Below are 24,924 nucleotides of genomic sequence, written 5' to 3'. Positions count from 1 at the left end.
GACTATCGTCGCTCCAGATGAGGGTCCAGTACGTCACGCAGGCCGCTACTGAGGCAGTTAAAACCGAGGACGATGAAAAACAGCGCCAGCGCGGGTGCAGCCAGAAACCACGGCTGTACCTGATACATCGCCGAACGCTGCACGTCGGCAATCATATTGCCAAGGCTTGCGGCGGGTGCGGGAATACCTACGCCAAGGAAGGAAAGGGTGGCTTCAGCGATGATGTTGGTAGGTAGCTGGATGGCCCAGTACACGCCCATCGTCGGCAACACGCCGGGAATGATATCGCGCCACAAAATGCGCCACTGGCTTTCACCCATCAGCACCGCGGCAGCCACGAACTCCTGCTGGCGCAGATCCAGCACCAGCCCTCGGCTCAGGCGCGCAAAGTAGCCCCAGGAGAAGAAGGTAATCACAAAGATCACGACCCACACAGGGTCGACGCGAGGACCGCTCTCGCCGCCTTGATTCAGCGCCAGCAGGCTGAGCGCCGTGACCACGAACGGAAACGAAAGTACCAGATTGATCAGCTGTTGACACAGCGCGTCAATGCGCCCGCCGCGATAGCCGCCAAACAGCCCGACGAACAGGCCAATCAGCATTGCCAGAGTGGTGGCGGGGACGGCGATCAGCAGCGAAATGCGGGTGCCGTACAGGGTGCGCACCAGCACGTCGCGACCGTTATCATCCGCGCCGAGCGGAAACGCTGCACTCGGCCCTACGGGAAGGCCCATATCCGACAGCGCGCTATCACGGAACTGCCCGGTTTCGCTATGACCTAGCCATGCGGCGACCATTGGCGCAGCTAGCGCCGCAAGTACCATCAGCGCCACAATCACCAGTCCACGACGGGCGCTCGGTTCCCGCCACAGCCTCTGCCAGAACGTCACAGGCGGGAGGGCGAACGGCTCAGAAAGCAGCGGCTGACTCATAGACTACCTCCTCGCTAAAACGATGGCCGGTGCCGGGAATGGCCGCAAGCAGCAGGCGCGTCCATGCGTGCTGGGGCCGCTGGAAGATCTGCTCGGTGCTGCCCTGTTCGATAATGTGCCCTGCCTGCAGTACCAATACGCGGTCGCACAGCGCCGCCACCGCATCGAGGTCGTGCGAAATAAACAGAAGTGACAGGCCATAGCGGCTACGTAGTCGGGTAAACAGCTGAATGATGCGGTGCTGGGTGGTGATATCCAGCGCCGACACCGCCTCGTCGGCGACGATAAGCTTCGGTTTCATCGCCAGCGCACGGGCAATAACCACCCGCTGGCGCTGGCCGCCGGACAGCTGCGACGGGTAGCGCGAGGCCGCTAAAGCGGGCAGCTCCACCTGCGCCAGCAGATCGTCGATAGCCGCCCTTAGCGCCAGCGGCGACAGCGGCTGGCCGCGTTCGCGCAGGGCGGTTAGCTGCAGCGGTTGAGCCAGCGTGTCGTCAACGCGCCGCCGTGGATTGAGGCTGCTGTAGGGATCCTGAAACACCATCTGCACCGCGTGGCGTTCCGGGTGATGGCTACCCGGCTCCTTCCACGGCTGGCCCGCCAGCGTCAGCGTGCCGCCGTCCGGGCGGTCCAGTCCGACGACGATGCGCCCCAGCGTGCTCTTCCCGGAGCCGGACTCGCCGACCAGGCCGAGAATTTCCCCCTCATGCAGACTAAAACTGATGCCATCCAATACCGGCGCGGCCGCTTTTCCCGGCCAGAGCCGCGAGGGTCTGACAAAGCTGCGCGAAACCTGACTCACCTCCAGCAGCGGCGTCGCCTCGTCGTAACGGAAGGGAGACGGGGCGCGCGGATGCCAGCCCGCCTGCAGCAGTGAGCGGGTATAGTCATGCTGCGGCGCGTCGAAAAGGGCGCGTGCTGCACCCTGTTCGACAACCTGGCCGTGCTGCATTACCACGATCCTGTCGGCAATATCAGCCACCACCCGTAGGTTGTGGCTGATAAACACCAGCGCGCAGCCATGCTGGCGCTGGAGCCGCTTCAACAGGCGCAGAATTGAGGCCTGGACGGTGGCGTCCAGCGCGGTAGTTGGCTCATCAGCGATAATCAGCGACGGATTCAACGCAATGGCGATGGCGATCATCACCCGCTGGCGCTGGCCGCCGGAGAACTTCGCCGGACGCTCGTGATAGCGGCGGGCGGCATCCGCAATGCCTACCTCCGCCAGCAGCGATAGCACCTGCGTGCGTAGGGCCTTACGCCCCACGCGCCGGTGAGCGAGGATCGCCTCCTCGATTTGCCGCCCGACGCTTTTCAGCGGGTGCAGATTGCTTAGAGGGTCCTGCGACACGTAGCCTATCTGCGCGCCGCGCAGCTGGCGCTTTTGATTCGCCGTAAAGGCGTGCAGCGGCTGGTCGTTAAAGACAATCTCTCCCTGCACGCGCATCTGCGTCGGTAACAGGCCAAGCACCGCCAGCAGGCTCAGGCTTTTCCCGGATCCTGACTCGCCCACTACCGCCAGCGTTTCTCCCGGCTCGACGTGAAAACTGACGCCTTTGACCAGCGTACTACGCGGGTCAAGGCCAATTGTTAAGTCGCGTACATTGAGTAATGGCATGACGCCCCCTTAAGGCTTCAGCGCAATATTGGTGATATCGGCCTGGGTCGCCAGCGAAGACCACGTCCAGTTTGTGACGCGCTCAGACGTCACCGCAATGCGGCGTTTCTCAAACAGCGGGATCCACGGCAGGTCAGCGGAGACCAGGCGGTCAGCTTCCTGCCAGATAGGGCCTGGGTTGTCCGAGCTGTAGGCCTGCTTCGCTAACTGGTTCAGCTTGTCGTTGCTGTAGCAGATGGCGTAGACGTTGCCGCGCCCGCATGGCGAGGCATCTGAATTCAGCCAGCCTCCGAGCAGCATGCGCGTCGCCGGACCTTGCCAGTCAGGGGAGGTCTGACCGAGTGCAAGATCCCAGCGGTTTTCCGGGCTTTGTAAATACGACATAAACTGCGGCGGCGGCACCGGGATCAGGTTCAGGCGAATCCCCGAGCGGGCCAGATCTTCTTTGAGGATCACCGCCAGGGTGCTGAACTGGTTATTGGCGCGATAGACCAGATCCAACGTCAGCCCATCCGCCAGTCCGGCCTCTTTCAGCAGCGCTTTGGCTTTTTCCGGGTCGCCTTTACTGTCCGTGGTGGCGTACGGATCGAACGGCTCATGGCCGAGCAGGGTGCTGGTGATAATCTGCCCCAGCGGCAGCGCGGCGATTTTCCCACCCTGCGCCTGCACCAGGTGCGACTTGTTCACCGCGTAGGCCAACGCCTGGCGCACGCGCAGGTCGCGCAGGGCTGTTGCGCCGGCGCTCTTCGCCTGCGGCTGAGCGTTAATGGCGATGAAGTTCGCCGCACCGCTGTTGGCGGCGTGCAGATACGGGCTCTTTTTCAGCAGATACTGACGAACCGCGGCCTGCGGCGGTACGTCAAGGTACAGCGACAGATCCGCATCGCCCGCCTGAATACGCTGCATCACGCTGTCTTCGTTGTTGCCGGTAAAACTCACCTCGATGGCGTCAACCCAGGCTTTACGCGCCGGGTCTTCCGCGTGGTTGTAGTCTTTCACTTTGCTTAATACCAGCTTCTGGCCGCTGGCGTAGCTGGCGACTTCATACGGCCCGCTGGACGGAAAGTTTTTGCGAAACTCCTGTGAGTCCGGGAAGTAGCGCGAAGCGACCTCTTCCGGCAGCGGGGTGACGAAGTTCATCGACAGAATGTTGAGGAAGTCGTAGTTTTTGCTGTCGGAGCGCAGTACCAGCGTTTTGTCGTCTGGCGCGCTGACGCCTGCAATCTCGTGGCCGTCAATGAACGCCTTGCTGGCGGCAAGATCGCCGGTAGCGACTTTACTGAACGCCTGGCAGTAATCGGCAAACCCGGAGAAAGCGAGGTTAAAGTAGTTCACCGCCGCCACCTGCTTGTTGGGATCGCAGAAACGCTTGATAGCGTAGACGAAGTCTTTTGCCACAATGGGGCGCGTCGTCGGCCCGGCGAAGCGAATACCGTCGCGCAGGTGGAAGGTGTAAGTTTTGCCATCGGCGCTGACGTCCCATGATTTTGCCAGATCGCCAACCAGCGTGGTGTCATCCTTCAGGCTGCTGGTCGAGCCGGGGTAGGTGACCAGCTGGCGGGTGACCGCCCGCAGGATCTCCCACGAGTCAACCGAGTAGCCGGTCAGCGGATCGAAGGCGTCAAGATCCGGCTGTAATGAGGCAATCTTCAGCGTGCCACCGGGCTGCGGCGCAGCCTCTTCGGCAAACGCCGGAACCATTGCGCTAGTGATGAAGGCAACAAAAAGGGCCTGGCCCATCAGGGGCCAACGAATGCTGTGCATCAAAAAATCTCCAGAAAAAGTTAGAAGAAAATTCCCGACCAGGGATGTTCATGACAGGCCAGCAAGCGCGTCAAACGCGCGGTGGACTGCGAATGGTGAGGCTGAATACGGCGTGCGGCCACGAGCTGGTGAGCGGTGTATTCGCCGAGCAGCAGCATGGCAAGCGCATCGATACCAAGCGAGATATCCGGTTGGCCGGCGCTGCGCTGAATGCCGCCAGACGATAGCCGCCAGACGCCGCGGTTTGCCTCAATCAGAGGGTCATCAATCGCCAGCGTGAGCGCCTCGCCGTCGCCAAGGGCTCGGGCGTTAAACGTCCGCTCGACGTTGAGGATTCGCAGCCAGCTTTCGTCGACGCGCCTGACTTGCTGCACCGCGCGAGGATTTGCCAGCAGCAGCGGCAGGGCGTCATCCACCGGGCGGTGCGGCAGTTCGATATAGCGCGCGATATCAAGCTGCAGCAGATAGCCGAACAGCTGCGCGGCTATCTGCGGGTCAGCGGCGTGCAGATCGTCAACCACCAGCGTGCGCTCAGCGCTGTACAACCAGTTGTCGTCGGGCCTGGCGTGATAACGCACAAAGCCCTGAGGCTCGCCATCCTTGAGCGCCAGCGCCACATAATGGTTCAGGCTGCTGTGCGCCAGACGATGCTGCTGGAGCGCCCACCACTGCGGCCAGCGGGTCAGCGTGCCGGCGTGGCGCTGCGGGTAGCGCGTCACGACGGTTTGTTGCGCCTCCCAGGCGTCGGCGTGAGGCAGCAGGCGAATATCACCTTCGGCGGCGGGCAGCGATGACAGCTCGCGTTTGTCAACTCTAAGATCCTGAATAGCCGTGGCGATACCGTAGCCGAAGCGCCCGTAAATGGTGCCCTGCGAAGCGCGCAGCGTGGCGACGGCTACCCCCTGCTGGTAAAGATCGGCCAGCTGTTGGCTGAATAGCGCCCGCAGCACGCCGCGACGGCTGAAGTGGGGCAGGACGCCGACGTGGGTGACGGCGGCATGCGGCACTCGCTGGCCGCCCGGCAGAGTCAGTTCGCCGGGGAAACTGTTGCTGGTGCCCGCTAATTGGCCGTCGAACGAAGCGGTATAAACGCGCCCCGGCACCACGTAGCGTTCGGCCCACGCCTCCACCGGCGTGACGCCCCCGGGGAGGCCGAACATCGCCTGGCGAAACAGCGTCGCGGCAGCGAGCAGCTCGGCGGGGTCATAGATAATCCGAATCTCCGGCATCGTCGCTTCCTTAGCGTTTCGGCGGCGAGTAGACGCGCGGCGTCGGCAGCTTGCCGCTCAGCACGTAGTCGCCCACTTCTCGCGTACGATAGGTCACCGGATCGTGCAGCGTGTGGGTACGCACGTTACGCCAGAAAACGTCCAGCCCGTACTGATTGCTGGTGGATCGCCCGCCGGTCAGCTCAAAGATCTCGTTGCTGATTTTTAGCGCCACGTTGTTGGCAATGACCTTGGCCTGGTCGGTTAGTAGCGCCAGTTCGCCCCATTGGGTTTCGGTGAGATCGTCGCCGGCATGGAAGGCATCCTGGAAGGCGTGCGCGGTTTTTTCCGCCAGCGCGATCCCGGCGGCGAGATCGGAGGAGAGCTCGCCCGCTTTCAGCCGGTGATACGGGTCTTCCAGCGCGCTCTCCACGCCGGACTCCGGCCACGGGCGTACGGTGTCACGGAAATAGGCGGCGGCCTGCTTCAGCGCGCCTTCGGCAATGCCGAGGTAGAAGTGGACAAAAATCAACTGGCTGAACTGGTTGCGCAGGGCGTTGCGCAGCAGCGCGCTCTCCGGCTTCTCCTCCAGCCCGGTGAGGCGATCTTTCTCCTGAAGACGCACGCGGTTGAACTCCAGCGTACCGCTGGCGGTCAGGCGCTGGCCGAGGTTGTCCCAGTCATCGTTAAAGACGATCCCCGGCCGATCGGCGGTAACCTGGTACTGCACCAGCCGATCCTCTATCCATACAGCGATGGTCATTACCTGCGAAACGGCAGCGCCAGTGGCAAAAGTGCGACGCCCGGTGACGTAGAGATCGTTACCGTCCCATTCCAGCTTCAGGCGCGGGTCACGCGGGTTGCTGATGCTTGACTGGAACCAGCCTTCGTTGGCGACGCCGCGGGCGATAAACTCCCACTGCTCGCGGTTGCCGAGAATGTAGCTCCAGACACCGTTGGAGTAGTGGTAGGTGATCAGCTGGCCGATCGAGCCGTCGGCAGCAGAGATAATGCGGCCAATCTCCAGCGCCTGCACCAGATTCGCCCCTCCACCGCCCAGCGACTTCGGCACCGCCAGCTTGAGCAGGCCGCTCTGACGCAGCCAGTCTATCTCTTCAAACGGATGTTTATTGGCGCGATCGCGCTCCAGCAAGGTGGCATAGAGACGGTCCGCGACTTCCTGAGCCACTACTTTCCAGTGGACGAATTCCTGGTGGTTAAGTCCTGCATAAATGTCCTGAGCATGGCTCATAGTTCCTCTCTTAGGGGCGATGTTTTTTTATGGTTGGAGTGGTGAGTGCAGCAGTCCGCTGCGGCGTAGCAGGGCACCTGCGCCCTCGGCAAACCAGTAAGCTTCTTCAAGATGCGGCTGACCGGATAAAATAAAGTGTTCAATGCCCAGCGCGTGGAAGGCCTGGATCTTCTCCGCGACCTGCTGGTGGCTGCCGACGATGGCGGTACCTACGCCGCCGCGCACCAGCGCGTATCCGCTCCAGATGTTAGGGGCGATCTCCAGCAGACGGACGTTTTCCGGCGTCACCTTCTCGGCCTGAATATCGTCAAGCAGAGCACTCATGCGCTTTTGCCCGACGGATTCGGTGCGCCCCAAAAGCAGCTGGGCGCTTTGAATGCGCTCCGGGGTTATGCCGAGCAGCAGGCGGGCGGCCTCACGCCAGGCCTCTTCTTCGCTGTCGCGGCTGATGACGTGAAAGCGGATGCCGAAGCTCGGCGTACGCCCTTGGGCGGCGGCCAGCGCGCGCACCGTCGCCAGCTGCTGCGCGACCTGTTCGGGAGGTTCGCCCCAGCTAATCCAGGTGTCGGCCTGCGCGGCGGCAACCTGCTGGGCAGCCGGGCTGGAACCGCCGAAGAACACCGGCGGCACTGACCACGGCGAGGGTAGCAGGGTGGCCTGCTCAAGCTGATAGTGCTCGCCGTGAAAATCGAACGGCTGGCCGCTGCTCCTGGCGTGACTAACGCCTTTAAACGCGGCGATAAACTCGCCGCTGCGGGCGTAGCGCTGGTCGTGATCCAGCCGGTCGCCGTAGCGGCGCTGCTCAACCGGATCGCCGCCGGTGACGATATTGATCATCAACCGTCCCTCGGTCAGCCGCTGGAAGCTTGCCGCCTGATGAGCGGCCAGCGTTGGCGAAATAAAACCCGGACGGAAGGCAACGATAAACTTCAGCCGCTCGGTGTGTTGGCTAATAGCCATGGTGCTGAGCCATGCGTCTTCGCACCAGCTGCCGGTCGGTGTCAGTACGCCTTCAAAGCCCAGGCGCTCTGCGCTGCGGGCAATATCGATCAGATAATCGAGGGTGGCGGGGCGGAACTGACCGCTGATGCCGCTGATGTGCTGAGAGTCATCGCCTGCGCCGACGATCCCCCGGCTGTCGCCATTGGTCGGCAGGTACCAGTGCAGATGGATGCTCATTGCACCTCCTGAGGATAGCCGTCTGTTAGTTGACGAAAGCGGGTGCCGGGGTGATCGTCGCGCAGCCGCTGCTGCCCGCGACCCTGCAGGCGTTCGCGTAGGGTGAGCGACGTACCGTCCGCCTGACGCATGCGTCCCCGCGCCTGAAGTTCCGGCACCACCCAGCGGACAAAATCTTCGAAACTGCCGGGGCTGATGGCGTAGGCGAGGTTGAAGCCATCAACCCCGGAGGCGTCGGCAAAGGCTTCCAGCTGGTCGGCGACGCTCTGCGGACTACCCACCAGCGTCGGGTGAATTCCGCCGATGCCGATGTAGTTACTGATATCGCCCACCGTCCACTGGCGCTCAGCGTCAATGCGCGTCAGCCCGGCCAGCGCCGAACGGCTGGCGTTGGTTTCGATATATTTGAGCGGCTCGTCCAGCGACCAGCCGGACCAGTCCACTCCCGTCCAGGCAGAGAACAGCGCCAGCGCCGCTTCCTGACTGGTGTAGTTGAGGTAGTCCTGGAATTTGGCGTGAGCCCTGGCATCGTCCTCATCGACCACCACGCTGATGGCGGTGATAAAGCGAATTGCCTCGGCGCCGCGCCCCTGTTCATGCGCCAGCGTGCGAATTTTGTCGATATTCTGCGCGATCGACTGCGGCGTGGTGCCGCCGAGGAACACGACTTCGGCATTCTGTGCGGCAAACAGACGACCCCGGTCAGAGGTGCCTGCCTGGAACAGCACCGGCGTTCGCTGCGGGCTGGGTTCAGAGAGGTGCGCGTCCGGCACGGTAAACCAGCGCCCCTGATGGCGGATCGGGTGGACTTTGGCGGGGTCGGTATAGACGCCCGCCTCGCGGTCACGGCGTACCGCATCGTCTTCCCACGAGCCTTCCCACAGCTTGTAGGTCACCTCAAGGAACTCCTGCGCACGCTCGTAGCGTTCGTCGTGGTCCATCTGTTTTTCCAGCCCGAGGTTACGCGCGGCGGACTCCAGCACCGACGTCACGATGTTCCACGCCACTCGCCCCTTGGTCAGGTGGTCGAGCGTGGTGAACTTGCGCGCCAGCAGATACGGATGCTCGTAGGTGGTTGAAACGGTGATGCCAAACCCCAACTGTCGGGTGGCGGCGGCCATCGCCGAGACCAGCAGCAGCGGATCGTTGACCGGCGACTGCGCGGCGGTACGCAGCGCGGCATCGGGTTTGCCCTGGTAGACGTCTATCTGCCCCAGCGCGTCGGCGATAAACATAGCGTCAAAACCGGCCTCATCGAGCAGGCGCGCAATGTGCAGCCAGTAGTCGAGAGTCGTGTATTCGCTGGCTCGGTCATCGGGGTGCCGCCACAGTCCGGCGGAGACATGGCCGACGACGTTCATCATAAAGCCGTTGAATAACAGCTGTTTTTTTGCGGTTGTCATGGTGCGTCCTTATTAAAATGGGTCAGGCAAAACGTTTTAATGCCGCGTCCGTCGTGCCCGTTGGCAGCAGGTAGCTGGCGGCCAGCAGTTGCCGGGTGATCGGATGACGATCCGCGGCGTACAGCGCGTGGCGCGGGAAATCGTCCACTATCTGGCCGCGGGCCATCACCACAATGCGCTGGCAAAACTGCGCGACCAGGGCCAGGTTGTGACTGATAAACAGGCAGGTCAGGGCGTGCTGGCGATGCATACGAGTGAGCAGCGCCATTACCTGCGCCTGTACCGTGAGATCCAGCGCGGAGGTGGGTTCGTCGAGCAGCAGGAAGCGGGGATTCACCGCCAGGGCGCGGGCGATATTGGCGCGCTGGCGCTGACCGCCGGAGAGCTGGTGCGGATAGCGCTGCAGCAGTGCGACGTCCAGCCCAACTTCGCTAAACAGGGACCTGGCGCGCGCTACCGCCTGCGGGCGCTGTGCGACCGTGCCAAGACGGAACTGCGGGCGAACCAGCTGCTCTTCCAGCGTCAGACGCGGGTTGAATGAGGCCAGGCTGTCCTGAAAGACGCACTGAAGCTGACAACGCAGGGCGGTGATGCTGTCCTTATCCTTGTTGCTCACCAGCTCGCCGGCAAAGCGCATTTCGCCGCGATCGCCTGGGATCAGCTGCGCCAGCAGCCGCGCCAGGGTGGATTTTCCGGACCCGGACTCGCCGATAATGCCGACAATTTCGCCGCGCTGAACGGTCAGGCTGACGTCGTTAACCGCCGTAACGGCCACCTTTTTCGGCCACCATCCCCGCGTCTCCCGGCGCCAGAAATCTTTTCCCAATCCGCGGGTTTGCAGCAGCGGCGCGTCTTCGTCGTGGTATTCGGCCACCGGCGTGGTGTTCGGCCACTGTACCGCCGCCAGCAGCGATTGGGTATACGGGTGCTGCGGCGCGGCGATAAGGTCAGCCGTTGACCCCTGCTCAACGATGCGCCCGTGCTGCATAACTGCGACGCGGTCGCTTAACGCGGCCACCACGCCGAAATCGTGAGTAATGATCAGCAGCGCCATCTGCTGCTGCTGGCACAGCTCTTTGAGCAACTGGAGCACCTCGCGCTGCACGGTGGCGTCCAGCGCGGTGGTGGGCTCATCGGCAATCAGCAGCCGCGGGCGGCACATGGCGGCGAGGGCAATCAGGATGCGCTGGCGCATACCGCCGGAAAGCTGGTGCGGATAGAGCGCCATTACCTGCTCCGGCTGACGGATTTTCATCCGGGTAAGCCACGTCAGCGCCTCATCACGCAGAGCACGCCGCCCCAGCGCCGGATGCAGGCGGCGCAGATTGTGCTGCAGCTGCTTGCCCACTCGCCATGACGGGTCGAGCGTGGAAAGCGAGTTCTGAAACACCATCGCAATATCGTGTCCGCGCAGACGATTAAGCCGCGCGGTGGATTGGTGCAACAAGGGCTGGCCGTCAAAAGCGATGCTGCCGTTGACCGTCGCCTGGCCCGCAGGCAGCAGGCCGAGAATGGCGGCGGCGGTGACGCTTTTTCCGGAACCGGATTCGCCCGCAAGCGCCAGCACTTCGCCGGGAGCAACGGTCAGGGAGACATCGTCCACCGCCTGCACGTTCTGGCGGTGAAAAAGCACGTTAAGGTGGGCAATCTGCAGCAGGCTCATGGTTGCCGCTCCTTATTGGTAAGGGTCAAGGAGATCGCGCAAGCCGTCCCCCAGCCAGTTAAAAGCCAACGACAGCAGCACGATCGCCAGGGCTGGAGCGGTAGCGACGTGCGGCGCACCGAGGATCATCATCTGCGCGCCTTCGCCAACCATGCGTCCCCAGTCCGCCTGCGGTGGCTGTACGCCGAGGCCGAGGAAGCTGAGGCCGGCCAGAAATACCACCATGCCGCCGAGCAACGAGGTGGTGTAAACCAGCAGCGGCGTCGCCACGTTGGGCAGGATTTCACGGAACAGAATGTCGACGGTCGACGCCCCCTGGGCGCGTAGCGCCTCGACGTACTCTTTCGCCGCCTCGGCGCGAGTATCCCGATAGACCACGCGGGTGAGGTAGGGAATGACGCTGCAAATCAGGGTGATGATGAGCGTCGGATAGCCGCTGCCCAGCACCGCTGAGAGGCCGATGGCCAACAGCACCATCGGGAAGGCGAACAGCATGTCCATACTGCGCATAATCAGTTCGGAAAAGGCCGAGGCGCGAAAACCTGCCAGCATGCCGAGCGCGAGGCTAATCAGCGCGGCGAAGATAATCGGCAGCACCGAAGCCGTAAGCAGGCTACGCCCGCCCCAGATGATTCGGCTCAGTACGTCGCGTCCCTGATTATCCAGGCCGAGTAAATGACCCGGCGTTCCCGGCGGCGCCAGGCGCAGGCCGTCAAACGAAGCGAGCGGGTCGTATGGCGAAAGCCACGGAGCCAGCAGAGAGATCAGCAGCGCGGTGAGCAAAATAAACAGGCCGAACAGTGCCAGCCCGTGTCGGGAGAGCCGGCGCAGGAACAGGGTCGTGGTCATGATTAGCGGGCTCCCTGGTGGCGCGGGTCGAGCCAATCCTGCAGGATGTCGCTGAGCAGGTTGACGGCGAGGAAGCAAGCGGCAATCAGCATCACCCCGGTCTGAATGGTGGGGTAGTCCTGGCCAGCCGCGGCGTTGTACAGCTGGGTGCCAATGCCGGGCCAGGCGAAAATTTTCTCGATAAAAATGACGCCGCTCAGCAGGTAGCCGATTTGCAGCCCGGTAATGCTGACAATTGGCGCCAGAAGATTGCGTCCGAGGTGCCGCCATAGCAGCAGCGCGGTGGGATAGCCTAGCGCACGGTAGGTGCGGATGTAGTCGGCATTCATAATGCCAATTACGCTGTTACGCACCTGACGAGCGAGGATCAGCATTGAGATCAGCGCCGTCGAAAGCGCCGGTAAAAACAGATGGTGCAGAAGATCGCCGAGTCCGCGATCGCCTCGCATGTCGTACATGCCGGAGACCGGAAACCAGCGCAGCTTGACGGCGAACAGCCAGATGAAAAACACCGCCAGCCAAAAGATGGGGACGTTGTGGCCGAGCTGCACCAATAGCATCACCAGACGGTCACGGCGGGTGTTCTGCCACAGGCCGCACGCCACGCCGACCGCCACTCCGGGGATCAGGCACATCAGCACCGCGGCGCCGGTAAGGATGGCGGTATTGGCGAAGGCGCTACTCAGTACCTCTACCACCGGCGCGCGCAGGGTCAGCGAAGTTCCCCAGTCACCGCTGAACAGATTTTTCAGCCACAGCAGGTACTGGACCGCCGCCGGTTTATCCAGCCCGTAGACGTGACGGATCTGCTCGATAGCTTCGGCGGAGAGCTGGCCGGCCAGCGCGTTGGCGATCGGGTCGCCGGGTACCAGCTTAGCAATCAGGAACACCAGCAGCGAGATCAGAAACAGCAGCGGGACGGCCTGCGCCAGCCGAAGCAGTACGATGCGTATCATGATTTCAGCCACACGCGGGTCAGGTCGTAGAAGTTCTGCGCCGGTACGTTAAAGCCCTGGACGGCAGGCGATGTGGTAAACACGCGGTTCAGCTCCAGCAGCGGGACGAACGCCGCCTGCTGCTGGAACTGCTGGTTGACCTGGTGCCACAGGGTCAACGCTTTCTGACGGTCGATGGTTACGCTGGCCTCGGCAATCAGCGGCGCGACGCCGGTAATCACCTTTTCGCCTTTGCCCCGCGAAACCACGTAGTTTTTCCACGCCACGTTCAGCCACTGCGGGCTAATCAGCCCCCACTCCATGGTGAACAGCCCGGTATCATCGGCGAGGTTGGCCAGATGCGAGCTGTAGGTGATCCACTCCTGCGACACGACCTTCACGGTAATGCCGACCTTGCTGAGATCGCGCTGGATCCACTCGATAACCGGCTGGTTCTGGTCGTAAGTGATGATGGTGAAGCTCACTTCGCCGGGCTGGTAGCCCGCATCGGCCAGCAGCTTTTTCGCCCCTTCCGGGTCGTAGGCATAGTCTTTCTGCTCGGCCAGAAAAGCTTCATTAGAACGGTTGAGTATGCTGTAGCTCGCCACCGCGTGGCCGTTGAGCAGCGATTTCACCAGCTCTTCGCGGTTGATGGCCTTAATCACCGCCTGACGGACCGCCAGCTGGCTGGTATATTTATTGGCAAAGTTCCAGCCGAGGAACAGCTGGTTGGCCTCTGTGCTGTCGTGCACCGTATAGCCGCTTTGTGAGAGCAGATCTACCGCGTCGGTCGGGGTACGTGACAGGATATCCACCTGGCCTGATTGCAGCGCGCTGACGCCAGTGCTGCCGTCGAGAATTGGACGGAAGATCAGCCTTTCCATATACGGCTTTTTCCCCCACCAGTCGTCGTTGCGAACCAGCTCGGTGCGGTCGTTGCGTACCCGCAGCACAAAGCGGTACGGGCCGGTGCCGGTAGGGTGCTCCGCCAGCCCGTCCTGACCCCATTTTTTCAGCGCCTCCGGGCTGAAAATACCGGAAACCCAGTTGCCCTGCGGCAAGAAACGCAGGAAATCAGGGAAAGGCTGGTTGAAGGTGTAGCGGACGGTAAGCGGATCAACGACCTCAATTGCTTTCAGATCGTGATAGACCTGAGCCATGGTGGCCTGTGAGCGGGCGTCATAGTATTCAAACTGTGGATCGGTATAACGGCGCACGTTAAAACGCACCGCTTCGGCGTCAAACGACGTGCCGTCATGGAACTTGACCCCTTCGCGGAGATGGAAGGTAAAGACGGTTGCATCATCATTGATTTCCCAGCGGGTCGCCAGTCCGGGGACGATCGGCGGGGTGCCCTGCGCCGCGGGTACGGAGAGATCTTCTGCGACCAACGACTCGTAAATATGTTTATCAACCCGGTAGGTTTCATAAGAATACTGTCGGTTAGGATCGTAAATCGTCGGTTCCAGAGCCTGACCAATAATTAAGATTTTGCCATAACGAGATTTCTCATCGCTATCCTCAGCAAAGGACAAACCGGGCAGTCCTAATCCCATTAATAATGTGGTGGAAATAGCCGTAAGCTGTAATAGCTTACGACGAGATAATAATATCCCGGATGGAAAGTTCTTGTTTTTCATGGCGATGTCCAAGTTTTGAATGCAGGTCTTTGTAATATTTGCCTGAATTTTTTGTCTTTCCATCAGGTCTGAAGGCGATGTTAGCACTGGAAAAAAAAGAGCATAAATGCGCATTTGTGATTTTATATTCTATTTTTTTAATTTGCGGTTTTCGACTTTGGTTTGCCGGATTTAATAATTGTCGATAAAAATGGTTTTATTTATTGTCAGTTCTTTTTATTTCGGTAAATGACATGCGCAATAACATTATTCTCAGCGGGTTTACGATGGCGGCAGTTTCACATATTAACTACGGTATGTGGCGCGACCCGCAGGACCAAAGCCATCGTTATACCGATATTGAGTACTGGGTAGGTCTGGCGAAGCTGCTGGAAGAGAACGATTTTGACTGCCTGTTTATTGCCGATGCGCTGGGGCTGATTGACAGCTGGCAGGGCAGCCCTGCGGCCTCGCTTAAGCAAGGCATCCAGTCTCCGCTTATCGATCCGCTGCTGTTGGTCTCCGCCATGGCGGCACAGACAAAGCGGCTGGGGTTCGGTATCACCGTCTCCACTACCTATGAGCAGCCTTACCTGCTGGCGCGAAAATTTACCACTCTCGATCACCTGACCAATGGGCGTATTGCCTGGAACGTCGTAACCTCACAGTTGGAGAGCGCGGCGCGCAATCTCGGACTGGAAAAGCAGATCGATCATGACGAACGCTACGAGCGTGCCGACGAGTTTCTGACAGTTAGCTACAAATTGTGGCAGCACTCCTGGGAGCGGGCGGCGCTGAAGCGTGATAAGAGGGAGGGGCTTTATACCGACCCCGCCAAAGTCCACCCGATCCGCCATCAGGGGCGCTGGTTTACCGTGCCGGACGCGCACCTCTCTGAACCCAGCCCGCAGCGGACGCCGGTCATTTTTCAGGCCGGGGGCTCGCCACGCGGCATTGATTTTTCTGCTCGTCATGCGGAGGTGGTGTTTGTCGCCGGGCTGGACGCCAGCGGCGTCCATCGACAGGTCACGGCCATTAAGTCGCGGGCGGCGGAGTTTGGCCGCTCGCCGGGGGCAATTAAGTTTATCAGCGCGGTAACGGTCATTACCGCAGAGACCGAGCGTGAAGCGCAGCAGCGCTATTCAGAACGACGCGCGCGCTATGATTTACAGGGCGCGTTGATCCATTATGGCGCCAGCACCGGCGTCGATCTTTCCGGCCATTCGCTGGATGCGCCACTGGCATGGCAGCAGACCAACTCTAACCGCTCGCTGCTGAAAATGGTCGCCGGCGAGGATGGACAACCGAGCCGCACGCTGCGCGAAGTATTTCATCCTGAGCAGGGGCTAGGGCGGCAGAAGACCTTTGTCGGCAGTGGTACCAGCGTTGCCGGGCAGTTGGCGCAATGGCTGCAAGAGAGCGATACCGATGGCATTAATCTTGCGCAGTGGCTTTCTCCAGGCTGTTTTGAGGATTTTGCCCGTTGGGTGATCCCGGAGCTGAAACAGCGCGGCCTGTTAGGGAACCCGACTGAGACGCTGACGCTGCGTCAGCGGCTATTCCCCGACGGCGGTGCCGAGCCTGCAGCCGATCATCCGTCGCAGCAAAATTAGCGCACAGAACGAAAGTCGGAAGCTGCATATCTGAGTGGTGTTAGTCCTGGGGACGCGAATAGCATTGCACCTGAGTTTAGTGGGAAGTATCTATTAGTTGAGTGTTATGAAACGAATGAAGGGCAGCAGGGAAGCAGTAATAAACTCGCCTGGCTGCAAGAATTCAACGTATTTGTCCCGGTCTCTATGCAAGTAGGTGATAAACCTGAAAGTTCAGTGAAACTGGAAAATGTTAGCGTGATACGTTAATAAGCAGCAGGCTCACCGTTTTCGTCGGTGAGCCTTTTATGACCCTGGCTCGAGTATGGTCCAGACCTGGTCAAGATTAACTGGCGGTGAGAACAATTTCGAATTTCCTCTACTCGCTCAAATCGGCCATTTAAGTCGCTAGTTAAGCGATTAGCAGAAGAACATTCCTGTCAGTGATTATAATCCCTCAGAAAAACTGTCAGCACATCTTTCGGAGGAATACCCCCGCACAAACACGATCCTTTCATTTCAAACCTTACTGGTCCAGTCCGATAATGCTCAAAACAATATTATTTTTCACTGCGCTGAAAAGCATTCAATTATTACGGTTGTTATCAGTCTGAGGGTGCTGGCGGTGGTACTGCAAAGAACTCTTTATTAAATTAAATATGAGAACTGGGCAGACTCAGAAGAGAAAAAGGCCGCCTCATGGCAGCGGCCAGTGAATGACTATAGAGGTGATACCGTCTGGACATTGTGTTGGAAAACGTAAGGATCAGATAGCAGCTCAAATTGCTCGTCATCCGGATAGGTGACTGCAATCTGGTACTGTTCGCCTGCGAATGCTTTCACGGCATCAAGATCTTTCCAGTAAGTTGCCAGGAAGAAATGCTCCCATTCACCCTGCGTCTCTCTGCGTACATATGCTCCCAGATTTCCTGGTGTCCCTTCAGAATGTTCAACACCTGTCTTTTGCAGATGATTTGCAAAGCCTTCTGCATGCCTGAACGGTACGCATCCGTGCCATGTTCTGACTACCATGCATCTATCCTCATGTTATGAAAGTTTTTAACCATAACATGGTATGGGAGGAAGTGTGATTCGCGATCGGGATGTTATGGTAGATTGCTTGTCAGTTAGAAAGCAGCCTAACCAAACAACCAGGGAAAGGAGAGTCATCGGTATGACGATTTTAGTGACGATACAGGCTCAGCTCATTACTGGAGAAGCGCAGGTGATAAAAAGCCTGGCTCCTGAGGGGATGCTGGCCGCCGTATTTGAAGACGACGGCCAGACCGGGTATTTCTACGCGCTCGATGAGTCCGTTGATGGAAACCCGATTCAGGATGCAGTACATATCTACAATGTCGAGGATATTTCAGACGGCCACATTCCTTCTGACGTTAAAATCGGCTGGTCAGAAGACAGTCAGAAGTGCGTGCTCCTTATCAACGGATATCCGCATGGAGCGTTCGATTTCGTGGGGAAAAATGGGTACTGCAGAAGCGGATTTCCTCCCCCGATAAACAAGGTATGGTCTGTGTCCGGCCATGAGTGGAGCGATTCGGTGGATGACTTTTTCCGGTGAGTTACGGTGGGCTTAACGCCTGACTTTATTCTCTATCCATATTTATAATGTCACTCTGAAGAGGGCGGACGATTTCCTGGACTCTCAGGAGATAAACTATGTATTCCGAATGTCCGCTTCTCGCTCAGCGCTGCCCTTTAGTGTTGCCGTTCACCTCGTTGCCTGTACATCTGACTCGCCACTGTGTCCAGGGTATGGGAGGAGGTGTTCGGCAGTCCGCCATTCTTGATGGAGGGCAGGGGATGCATACCATCAATGCCGCTACTGATGGCAGAAAAACGGTGTGTCCTTATTAATAATGCAACGTTACATGAAATTATATTATTCCCTGAATCCACTTCGCAATAATCAACAATGTCTATGCAATATATACTGTGTTTTTATTCAGTGCGATATAATGAAGCCAGATAAAACTTCTCTTGTCATAACTGAGGGATGGAATAAACAGGAAGGTTTTTAAAGAGCGCGGTAAGAAGGTGTACCACCACCTTTTTACCGCTAACCACAGACAACTAAACGGGAGTTGAATATGGCTGAGCAGAATTTTAAGCCAGAAAGTGCTATTGCCAAAATAGAATCTGATGAATCAGAAACTAGTGGCGAAAATTGCGAGCTGTTACGTAAAAAATCCGTTAAGCACTTGCAGAATAGATCCACAACGGAGTCATCACAACCGCTTAACCGCACGGAGTTTTATGACCGTATGCGGCATGACTATATCCCTCTCCAGGGTGACTGGCTTTCGCAGGCCGGATTTACACCGGGTATGCCGATAAAAATCAGAGTGATGCCAGATTGCATTGTGATCACCGCCCAGAACAGCCGGGAGTTGTTCGGTTGTGCCGAAGGGTTAAGCGCGGCTCATTTCAGCAAGAAGAAAATGGACTTATGGATCAAGATGTTCCCCGGTGCGCTTAATAATACCGGTGACCTGCCGGTCATCCGGCGGGAGAAGCCCCGCTATGATTGCCTGAATCGAAGCCGTGACTGATCCTTAAAGTAAAATCCCGGCGGCTCAGGCGGCCGGTTTTTTGTGAAGATCAATCAGGATCTGAAGGAGGTAATTTTCGCGAGTTGTATTTATCTATTAAATTAAAAACTATAGTTGCTAACGTAATAGCCACCCCTGCAATGCATCCAAAAACAATTGCTCTTTTTATCTGTCCTTCGGGGATCAAAAAGTAACCGTTTTTAATATGTTCGATGAATGAAGCTCCAACGCCTAAAATAAAACAGACCAATATGCAGAAAATGCAAGAGTAAATTAATAGTTTGATATATGAAATCATTTTTTCCTTCGTTATCTTGTTTAGATGTATCTTTCTGCACAGGTTTATTTAGTAACTCTTTTGTATACCCACCTAAAAACTCTGTTCCAAGTGAACCTACGGTATCAAAAGTGAAACCAGGTACTTCCTTTCCTGTTATTGAATTGATGACTCCAGGTGCATATTTACCAAAATTTCCACCTAGCCAAGCGCCTGTTGTTGCTATACCAACACTTATAGCCATCCACAATCACTTCTGTGATGTTATCACCTTCAGGCAGGTCACCTTTAGCCAGTTTATCCAGTCCAGCCTGTGTCTGCTCCACAGTAAGTACTCGTTAAAGATAAAATCCCGGCTCAGTGGCCGGGATTTTATCATTCAAGACTGATAAATTATTTCGTATTCATTCCCTAGTTCTTCACGAAGACGTTGGGCTAATTTATAGCCATCGTCAATAAACAACTTTTCTTCTTCCTTATTTTTAAAACCCGATGATGCAGGATCATCGATATTGAGAATGGCATCATATCGCTTAGCCCACTCTTCAAGACTACTTTTTAATCCTGAAGATATTGGCAATTTTTCAGGTGATATATCACCAAGTTCTTCAGGAGCTACTCCCCACAATGGATGACACTGATAATCAGCCATTAATTTTATTTTTTTCATTTTACTGAACCTCGTAAATTGGCTCCCACGATATACCCGTTATTTCCTACGGTGACAGCAATATTATATTTCTTACCGTTTATCATGGTCTCATAAATTGGACGGCCAGTGCCATTGCCTTGAAAACCAACTATTTTACCATCAGTGACGGCTTTCATTACTATATCAGGAATGCGCGCCTCTGATACACCTATTTGCGCAAATTGGCTACCATGGCTTTCCACAATATGTTGCAGCCCTGCTTTGGAGCTACCTTTTTCAAGAAAAATAATCTTGCCGCTACTGTCTTTTGCAGCACTCACAACATTTTCAGGTGTAAACTTAATACCCTGAGCTGTCATTTCATTAAATAATGACTTAGTTGTAAAACTATTTTTTGCTATCAGTACAAGATCTTTACCTAACATTCCCAGTGATACTAATGCAGCCTGATTTTCTGGATCAGATACGAACGCGGCATACTTCATCCATTCAGGACTATTTTGATCTATTTTCGTCAGATCCCGGCCGTTCCACTGCTGAACGTAGGCTTTGGCCTCATCACTGCTCATTACATCGGCACCAATGCCATTCAACCAGTCAGGGCGATCGGCCATATCAATACCGCCCTGAGCCACTTCTTTATCAACAACTACGGCTTCCAGCGGGTTATCCTTCAGCTTCTGATCGGTTTCAGCACTTTGCTTATCGCTAACTTGCTTCCACTTATCAATAACGGCCTGGCAATCACCTCCTGATTTCCGGCAATCTGCAAGCTCCTTATCAAAGGCCAATGCCTGAGTGCTGCTTAAATAATTATTTTCAACCGTCGTTTTCCCGGCCTGCGCGCCGGAAACCGCAGAGGCGCTGCTGTCACCGGCCAGCCCACCCGCCAGTCCCGCCGCCAGCGTTGCCAGCGTCGAGACGGTCTGCTTCTGAGTTTCGTCCAGTTCGCTGACCGTTTTGCCGTACATCTGTGTGGCGATGATGCCGATCAGTTCGCCGGTTGCAGCGCCCGCGGCACCGGCGAGGGCGCTCTGGTTCTGCGCGGCGGCAAGGGCGGCGTTGACCACCGCGTGCGCGGCGACCTTGCCCGCATCGTCCAGATTGCTGTAGTGGCCGATAACCTCCGCCACATACGGCGCCGCGCCGCCGGCCAGCGCTGCCTTCAGGTCGCTGCCCGCCAGCCCCTGCACGGCGGCGGTTGCCGCCTGAATCGCCTGCTGGACGCTGCTCCCGGTGCCCCATTGCTGCTGCGCGGCCTTATAGCCTTCGGTGGCGGCCAACTGAGCGTTATATTGCTCCCAGGCCTCCTTGCTGGCGCCTTTCTCCGGCTCGTGCACATCGTGGGCCGCCAGCTCGGCCTTGCCTGCGTTGATGGCGTTAATCTGTCCCTCGGTGCGCGCAATATCCGCCACCTGGTTGCCAATCTCGCCGATCAACTGGGTCTGCTGCAGGCGCTGCTGCTCCTTCTCCTTATCAAATATCGGCGACAGGGCCTGGTTGGCATGCTCTACGTCGCGGCTGAGGTTCGCCACGTCCTGCTGTTGCTTACCCTTATCCCGCACGATGATGTCACCATCGCTGACCGCCGCGCGGGTGGTGCTGCTGTCGTGGCCCTCGTTGTTCCCGCCGGTCAGCAGGCCGTTGGCCATGTTCCCCGCAAACTGGCTGCCGATGCTGCCACCGGTACTGAACCCGACGCTCTGGTGCTCGGTTTTAAAATCGGCGCGGTTGTCGATATCGCCCCAGCCCAGCGTGCCGGTGTCGAGGCGGTTTTTATCTGCGGTGGCAGTGCTGCCAATCACCGCGCCATCCAGCCGGGTATGCTCGCCGACGGTGATGTCATAGCCGCCTTTGCCGGCAAAGATGCCCGTCTGCTCCACCACGGAATCGTAGTTGCTGTGCATCTTGTCCTTGCTGAGGTTGACGCTGGCGGAGCCGCTCATCGAGCCGAAGGTGAAGCTGCCCCCGGCGCTGGCGTTCTGCTGTTTGGAGTCGTAGCGGTCGCTGTCCTGCTCGGAGGTGAGGGTCAGGTTGCGGCCGATATCGGCGATAACCGTGTCGCCGCTGACCTGGGCGCCGGTGAGGGTGGTGTCGCGTCCGCTGTTGAGGATGAGGCTGTTGCCGGCATCGACGGTGGTTTCGCTGTGGGTGGTGCCGTTGCCGCTTTCGCTGCCTTTGCCCTTGTTGGCGCTGGCGGAGACGCTGCTCCCCCAGCCGCCGGAGCCCACGCCAATCCCGACGCCGACCGTGCCGCTTTTGCTTTCGTTTTTGCCTTCAAGCAGCGAGGTGTTTTCAGCAGAGATCAGGTTCAGGTCGCTGCTGGCGGAGAGGGCCACGTCGTTGCCCGCCTTCAACTGGCTGCCGACCGCATTCAGGTCGCCTTCGCGGGCGGTGATGCTGAGATGGTGCTCTATCCGCGGTGATGAGCAGGCAAGGCTACCGCTCGCCATGATCCGCAGATCTGCCACACTCGTAGTTTAGCGAAAAATGGTGCTTTGATTCTGCAGTATTTTATTATTTATTAGTATGTTAGATAATGGTTGGCGTAACAGGATAGGGTAGATATGTTGTCGGAGGAGAAGTAGCTTCCTGGTGATCCGATACTGCATATGAACTGATTTAGGCCTAATCTGACAGTCCGCTCCGTGCCAAAACCGGAAGTTGGAGTGTCAGGGACTATCTAAACGTGAATGGTTCATTTTGCAGAGATACTTACAGTAAGTCCGGCTTCGCCATGAAGCTTTCAGTCCACTTACGAACGGCACTGTGATCGATACCAAAACGCTTTGCAGTCGCTTTCGACCCTTCCACGCCGAAAAGATAGTGTTACACAACTTAAAGCTGAGAGAATACTTGATCATAAAAAACTGCACCTTACTTCGTTGAGTGTCCAACTTTTGGGGTGCAGTTCATAAAGGCGATTTTAATAAGTGCATCTATGCGTAGACAATTTAAAAGGTGTTTAACATTAGGCATATAAATGTGAATGTTACCCAAATACTTTTTTTGTGAGGCAGTTGCCGCATGATGCTGCGATAATTCCCGCAATAGCATTAACTTCAGTTGCTGTGTAAATTGTTAAATCGAGTAAACTTTGCCAATCATCTCTAGTGATTAGATTTGCCTCTTTAGCCTTACGTAGGGCAGCTTCCGCTATCGGCCATAACGGATTCACCTCACAAGCTTTGCAAACAATATCGTCAATTGGTGGTAGGTGTATCCCACAATGAACTTGGCAGTGAAGGCCGCAATGAATTTGGCATTTTGGTGGAGGATGAATTCCGCAGTGTATAACGCAAAACCCCATGAGACTCTCCTATTTAGAATGTCCAGAGTGTTTGAGTACTTTCTGTATGATCTATACTTTCAATGGAGACTATGTTAAGTATTAATTTTCGTTCTGCATGGTTATCCTCCTCCATCAATGTCTGGTTTTTTTCTATTTTCATTAGAGGCCTCGGGTTAAGACCAATACCAAAATAATTAATCAACCCTTTAGTTGAAAGATAACTGAATAATTCATTTTGAAATGAACTATTTTCGCCGATGAAGTCGTTAATGGATCCAACCCATTCATGGCAATCATTTTTACGAATAAATTCCACAGGATGTAGTTGATAAGGGGCATCAATGCTCTTTTTTGCAAAGGCCCAAGAAAAAGCACAAACTTCGATCTTACCAATCCTCAAAGGCTTGATGATGATTTTATCTCTTTCGATATGACGAACAAGTAACTCATCACTTAATAGATTAAAATGCTTATGAAGTAAATTTATGCCTATCTTGCCATTTACACCATATGACTTTATGATTTCTCCAGCGTCATCTATATATGATTGATAGTGGCTAAGGAATTCTTTTGCTTGGAAGAAGTCAGGGAGATTTGCATAGACTATAGGATCATAATAATTACTGGCCATAGTTTACCCCAAAGAAATACACTGCCAAGTGAAAGAACCGGTCGGGAAGAAGCCATCAGGGTCTAATTTATTACCCGTTCCGGATTGCCCGACATCAATTTCTTTATTGAACTTGATAAGTTCAATTACAGGGCCAACCCCTGCAGCATGTAAAAAAGTCGATGTAGTGCCCCAATTGGCTATGGTGCCACTATTTTCGGACATCGCACTCGAAGGTGTGCAACTCCATGTATCACTTCCTGGAAAAGGATTCAAACTATTGACTATTGTAATAGTCATAGATGATGTTGATGATTTACATTCTATAGAATATGTTCGAGACATTACATCTCCTAAAATCGAATTATAACTCGATGTTTTGGTTTATTAAATGCAACTATCTATGCTGATTCTTAATGTTACGACCTCAAAGAATGTTTCAGACTATAGTTTAAAGGATACATAATGAAACAATAACCTTACGAGCATAATATAAGTTTATCGACACGTAGATGAAAGGAGGTTTGTCGATTTTATTACAATGTTTTATACTGAGTTGATATGCTTATCGGTTGATGTTTTTTAATCAGTCATGGTGATTTTATTTGCTACTTCACCATGTACATAACATTCTTGAATTTCCGTGCTTACTGAATGCTATGAATACGGCCTGAAATTACTTAAAGGCTACCAATGAAGTATAGGTCAGCTTTAATAGTCCTCGCCATGATCTGGTCTTATCGGTTTGTGCGCGCAAAGCAGTGTCGCTTTAACAATAGGCTCTTTACGGAGTTCTGTATTCCGAGTATGGCGATCCATAACTAACTTTATTGCGTTTGCATAATGTTTATCAATTATCATTCTTGGACCAATTAGTTCATTGCTAAGCATTAGCAGTTTTACCTCATCCCATAAATTTTCTTTAGTTATAAATTCAGCAACCTCAAAAAAACGAGATATTTTTATATATCTATCATGCTCATAAAGCACAACCTCAATTTCTTCTTCAGACATCTCTAAACCCTCAGAGCTATTGTTTATAAAGAGGAATGCAGCGAATGAATCGCCATCAAAAATAGATAAAATATAAGTTATTTCTTGTTTTCGCTATGCAATTTTAGGTAATGATTTTTTTATTACCCATTCCCCCTTCCTTCTCGCCATGTGATTTTGGATCGTTACTAATTATTAGTTTATGGAAAAATCAAATTCAAGGTCAGGTTTATAAACGGATTTAACATCTTTATTCCTCGTCACATGTGCGATAAAATAATTTTTTCTTTATGAGTTCTAGTAAAAGTGATCTGTTTTTAGTTGATTGAGACAGGGCGGTGTTAGTCCTGCCTCCTGGCAGTGTTAACGCATGTGAACGTCCGTTCCTCGCTGTGAGTTCAACCGATGGATGCAACACATTGATTGAACCGCTCTGCGGGTGATTCATAGTCTAGCGTTTTTCTCGGCCTTTCGTTGAGCAGTCTGGCAACACTGTTAAGTCTTTGCTGGCTGTGA

20 protein-coding genes and 3 pseudogenes are annotated in these 24,924 nt (G+C 55.8%); 3 read left to right on the top strand and 20 right to left on the bottom strand.

Translation table 11 applies throughout. From position 1 onward, the window contains the following. Nucleotides 1-2: 2 nt before the first annotated feature. Genes NWP14_RS17880 through NWP14_RS17830 form a run of 11 tightly spaced genes read right to left on the bottom strand, consistent with a single transcriptional unit; the run spans nt 3 to nt 14,443 of the window. Nucleotides 3-932, bottom strand: a complete 930-nt coding sequence (locus tag NWP14_RS17880; RefSeq protein ID WP_095099089.1) for an ABC transporter permease — start codon at nt 930-932, stop codon at nt 3-5. Next, complete coding sequence (locus NWP14_RS17875; RefSeq protein WP_375215757.1) at nt 910-2,550, bottom strand: dipeptide ABC transporter ATP-binding protein; 1,641 nt, start codon at nt 2,548-2,550, stop codon at nt 910-912. Before NWP14_RS17875 ends, NWP14_RS17880 begins: the two co-directional genes overlap by 23 nt. 9 nt (nt 2,551-2,559) lie before the next feature. Next, entirely contained in the window at nt 2,560-4,314 is a 1,755-nt protein-coding gene (locus NWP14_RS17870; protein WP_095099083.1) for an ABC transporter substrate-binding protein, read from the bottom strand. A 20-nt stretch (nt 4,315-4,334) separates the two neighbouring features. After that, entirely contained in the window at nt 4,335-5,543 is a 1,209-nt protein-coding gene (gene eis / locus NWP14_RS17865) for an enhanced intracellular survival protein Eis (protein WP_095099079.1), read from the bottom strand. A gap of 10 nt (nt 5,544-5,553) precedes the next feature. Beyond that, nucleotides 5,554-6,774, bottom strand: a complete 1,221-nt coding sequence (locus tag NWP14_RS17860; protein ID WP_095099076.1) for an acyl-CoA dehydrogenase family protein — start codon at nt 6,772-6,774, stop codon at nt 5,554-5,556. 27 nt (nt 6,775-6,801) lie between these two features. After that, entirely contained in the window at nt 6,802-7,953 is a 1,152-nt protein-coding gene (locus NWP14_RS17855; protein ID WP_375215756.1) for an LLM class flavin-dependent oxidoreductase, read from the bottom strand. Then, nucleotides 7,950-9,356 carry an LLM class flavin-dependent oxidoreductase gene (locus NWP14_RS17850; protein WP_241721477.1) on the bottom strand — a complete coding sequence of 469 codons (1,407 nt, stop codon included), beginning with the start codon at nt 9,354-9,356 and terminating at the stop codon, nt 7,950-7,952. The genes NWP14_RS17855 and NWP14_RS17850 overlap by 4 nt, the downstream gene beginning before the upstream one ends. Nucleotides 9,357-9,378: 22 nt before the next feature. After that, nucleotides 9,379-11,019, bottom strand: a complete 1,641-nt coding sequence (locus NWP14_RS17845) for a dipeptide ABC transporter ATP-binding protein (RefSeq protein WP_375215755.1) — start codon at nt 11,017-11,019, stop codon at nt 9,379-9,381. Nucleotides 11,020-11,031: 12 nt separating this feature from the next. Next, nucleotides 11,032-11,868, bottom strand: coding sequence for an ABC transporter permease (locus NWP14_RS17840; protein WP_375215754.1), 837 nt, complete (start codon nt 11,866-11,868; stop codon nt 11,032-11,034). A 2-nt stretch (nt 11,869-11,870) separates the two neighbouring features. Beyond that, complete coding sequence (locus NWP14_RS17835; RefSeq protein WP_045858055.1) at nt 11,871-12,824, bottom strand: ABC transporter permease; 954 nt, start codon at nt 12,822-12,824, stop codon at nt 11,871-11,873. Continuing rightward, nucleotides 12,821-14,443 (bottom strand): ABC transporter substrate-binding protein, encoded by a 1,623-nt coding sequence (locus NWP14_RS17830; RefSeq protein WP_095100089.1) that lies wholly within the window; start codon nt 14,441-14,443, stop codon nt 12,821-12,823. Before NWP14_RS17830 ends, NWP14_RS17835 begins: the two co-directional genes overlap by 4 nt. A gap of 233 nt (nt 14,444-14,676) precedes the next feature. On the opposite strand from NWP14_RS17830, the gene NWP14_RS17825 reads away from it, so the two are divergent. Then, nucleotides 14,677-16,035 carry an LLM class flavin-dependent oxidoreductase gene (locus NWP14_RS17825; RefSeq protein ID WP_375215753.1) on the top strand — a complete coding sequence of 453 codons (1,359 nt, stop codon included), beginning with the start codon at nt 14,677-14,679 and terminating at the stop codon, nt 16,033-16,035. Nucleotides 16,036-16,734: 699 nt separating this feature from the next. Here NWP14_RS17825 and NWP14_RS17820 read toward each other — a convergent pair. After that, entirely contained in the window at nt 16,735-17,046 is a 312-nt protein-coding gene (locus tag NWP14_RS17820) for a hypothetical protein (RefSeq protein ID WP_095099064.1), read from the bottom strand. Between the two features lie 142 nt (nt 17,047-17,188). Between NWP14_RS17820 and NWP14_RS17815 the strand changes: the two genes are divergently transcribed. After that, entirely contained in the window at nt 17,189-17,593 is a 405-nt protein-coding gene (locus tag NWP14_RS17815; RefSeq protein WP_095099061.1) for a DUF2251 domain-containing protein, read from the top strand. 529 nt (nt 17,594-18,122) lie between these two features. Continuing rightward, complete coding sequence (locus NWP14_RS17810; RefSeq protein ID WP_095099058.1) at nt 18,123-18,584, top strand: SymE family type I addiction module toxin; 462 nt, start codon at nt 18,123-18,125, stop codon at nt 18,582-18,584. A 200-nt stretch (nt 18,585-18,784) separates the two neighbouring features. On the opposite strand, the gene NWP14_RS17805 is transcribed toward NWP14_RS17810, so the two are convergent. The 8 genes and pseudogenes from NWP14_RS17805 to NWP14_RS17770 form a co-directional block, all read right to left on the bottom strand. Then, nucleotides 18,785-19,105 carry a hypothetical protein gene (locus NWP14_RS17805; protein ID WP_189339849.1) on the bottom strand — a complete coding sequence of 107 codons (321 nt, stop codon included), beginning with the start codon at nt 19,103-19,105 and terminating at the stop codon, nt 18,785-18,787. A gap of 135 nt (nt 19,106-19,240) precedes the next feature. Continuing rightward, nucleotides 19,241-19,531: a hypothetical protein gene (locus NWP14_RS17800; RefSeq protein ID WP_095099052.1), complete on the bottom strand. Its 291-nt coding sequence runs from the start codon at nt 19,529-19,531 to the stop codon at nt 19,241-19,243. Beyond that, nucleotides 19,528-21,900 (bottom strand): annotated as a pseudogene (locus tag NWP14_RS17795) (hemagglutinin repeat-containing protein); the annotation flags it as partial. The pseudogene NWP14_RS17795 and the gene NWP14_RS17800, both read right to left, overlap by 4 nt. 332 nt (nt 21,901-22,232) lie before the next feature. Next, nucleotides 22,233-22,377 (bottom strand): annotated as a pseudogene (locus NWP14_RS17790) (IS3 family transposase); the annotation flags it as partial. Nucleotides 22,378-22,836: 459 nt separating this feature from the next. Continuing rightward, on the bottom strand, nt 22,837-23,436 hold the full coding sequence (locus tag NWP14_RS17785; RefSeq protein WP_375215752.1) for a hypothetical protein: 600 nt from the start codon (nt 23,434-23,436) through the stop codon (nt 22,837-22,839). Between the two features lie 3 nt (nt 23,437-23,439). Continuing rightward, entirely contained in the window at nt 23,440-23,760 is a 321-nt protein-coding gene (locus tag NWP14_RS17780; RefSeq protein ID WP_375215751.1) for a hypothetical protein, read from the bottom strand. A 366-nt stretch (nt 23,761-24,126) separates the two neighbouring features. After that, nucleotides 24,127-24,429 carry a hypothetical protein gene (locus tag NWP14_RS17775; RefSeq protein ID WP_155011344.1) on the bottom strand — a complete coding sequence of 101 codons (303 nt, stop codon included), beginning with the start codon at nt 24,427-24,429 and terminating at the stop codon, nt 24,127-24,129. 377 nt (nt 24,430-24,806) lie between these two features. Next, nucleotides 24,807-24,924 (bottom strand): annotated as a pseudogene (locus NWP14_RS17770) (IS30 family transposase); the annotation flags it as partial.

This window comes from Klebsiella sp. C349492, assembly GCF_042055345.1.
GTDB classification, from domain to species: domain Bacteria; phylum Pseudomonadota; class Gammaproteobacteria; order Enterobacterales; family Enterobacteriaceae; genus Klebsiella; species Klebsiella scottii.
This window is presented reverse-complemented; position numbering and strand designations above follow the sequence as displayed.

Bases quoted from the DNA above. Each gene is read 5' to 3' on its own strand.
- NWP14_RS17880 (WP_095099089.1), bottom strand. From the start codon at position 932: ATGAGTCAGCCGCTGCTTTCTGAGCCGTTCGCCCTCCCGCCTGTGACG.
- NWP14_RS17875 (WP_375215757.1), bottom strand. From the start codon at position 2,550: ATGCCATTACTCAATGTACGCGACTTAACAATTGGCCTTGACCCGCGT.
- NWP14_RS17870 (WP_095099083.1), bottom strand. From the start codon at position 4,314: ATGCACAGCATTCGTTGGCCCCTGATGGGCCAGGCCCTTTTTGTTGCC.
- eis (WP_095099079.1), bottom strand. From the start codon at position 5,543: ATGCCGGAGATTCGGATTATCTATGACCCCGCCGAGCTGCTCGCTGCC.
- NWP14_RS17860 (WP_095099076.1), bottom strand. From the start codon at position 6,774: ATGAGCCATGCTCAGGACATTTATGCAGGACTTAACCACCAGGAATTC.
- NWP14_RS17855 (WP_375215756.1), bottom strand. From the start codon at position 7,953: ATGAGCATCCATCTGCACTGGTACCTGCCGACCAATGGCGACAGCCGG.
- NWP14_RS17850 (WP_241721477.1), bottom strand. From the start codon at position 9,356: ATGACAACCGCAAAAAAACAGCTGTTATTCAACGGCTTTATGATGAAC.
- NWP14_RS17845 (WP_375215755.1), bottom strand. From the start codon at position 11,019: ATGAGCCTGCTGCAGATTGCCCACCTTAACGTGCTTTTTCACCGCCAG.
- NWP14_RS17840 (WP_375215754.1), bottom strand. From the start codon at position 11,868: ATGACCACGACCCTGTTCCTGCGCCGGCTCTCCCGACACGGGCTGGCA.
- NWP14_RS17835 (WP_045858055.1), bottom strand. From the start codon at position 12,824: ATGATACGCATCGTACTGCTTCGGCTGGCGCAGGCCGTCCCGCTGCTG.
- NWP14_RS17830 (WP_095100089.1), bottom strand. From the start codon at position 14,443: ATGAAAAACAAGAACTTTCCATCCGGGATATTATTATCTCGTCGTAAG.
- NWP14_RS17825 (WP_375215753.1), top strand. From the start codon at position 14,677: ATGCGCAATAACATTATTCTCAGCGGGTTTACGATGGCGGCAGTTTCA.
- NWP14_RS17820 (WP_095099064.1), bottom strand. From the start codon at position 17,046: ATGGTAGTCAGAACATGGCACGGATGCGTACCGTTCAGGCATGCAGAA.
- NWP14_RS17815 (WP_095099061.1), top strand. From the start codon at position 17,189: ATGACGATTTTAGTGACGATACAGGCTCAGCTCATTACTGGAGAAGCG.
- NWP14_RS17810 (WP_095099058.1), top strand. From the start codon at position 18,123: ATGGCTGAGCAGAATTTTAAGCCAGAAAGTGCTATTGCCAAAATAGAA.
- NWP14_RS17805 (WP_189339849.1), bottom strand. From the start codon at position 19,105: ATGGCTATAAGTGTTGGTATAGCAACAACAGGCGCTTGGCTAGGTGGA.
- NWP14_RS17800 (WP_095099052.1), bottom strand. From the start codon at position 19,531: ATGAAAAAAATAAAATTAATGGCTGATTATCAGTGTCATCCATTGTGG.
- NWP14_RS17785 (WP_375215752.1), bottom strand. From the start codon at position 23,436: ATGGCCAGTAATTATTATGATCCTATAGTCTATGCAAATCTCCCTGAC.
- NWP14_RS17780 (WP_375215751.1), bottom strand. From the start codon at position 23,760: ATGTCTCGAACATATTCTATAGAATGTAAATCATCAACATCATCTATG.
- NWP14_RS17775 (WP_155011344.1), bottom strand. From the start codon at position 24,429: ATGTCTGAAGAAGAAATTGAGGTTGTGCTTTATGAGCATGATAGATAT.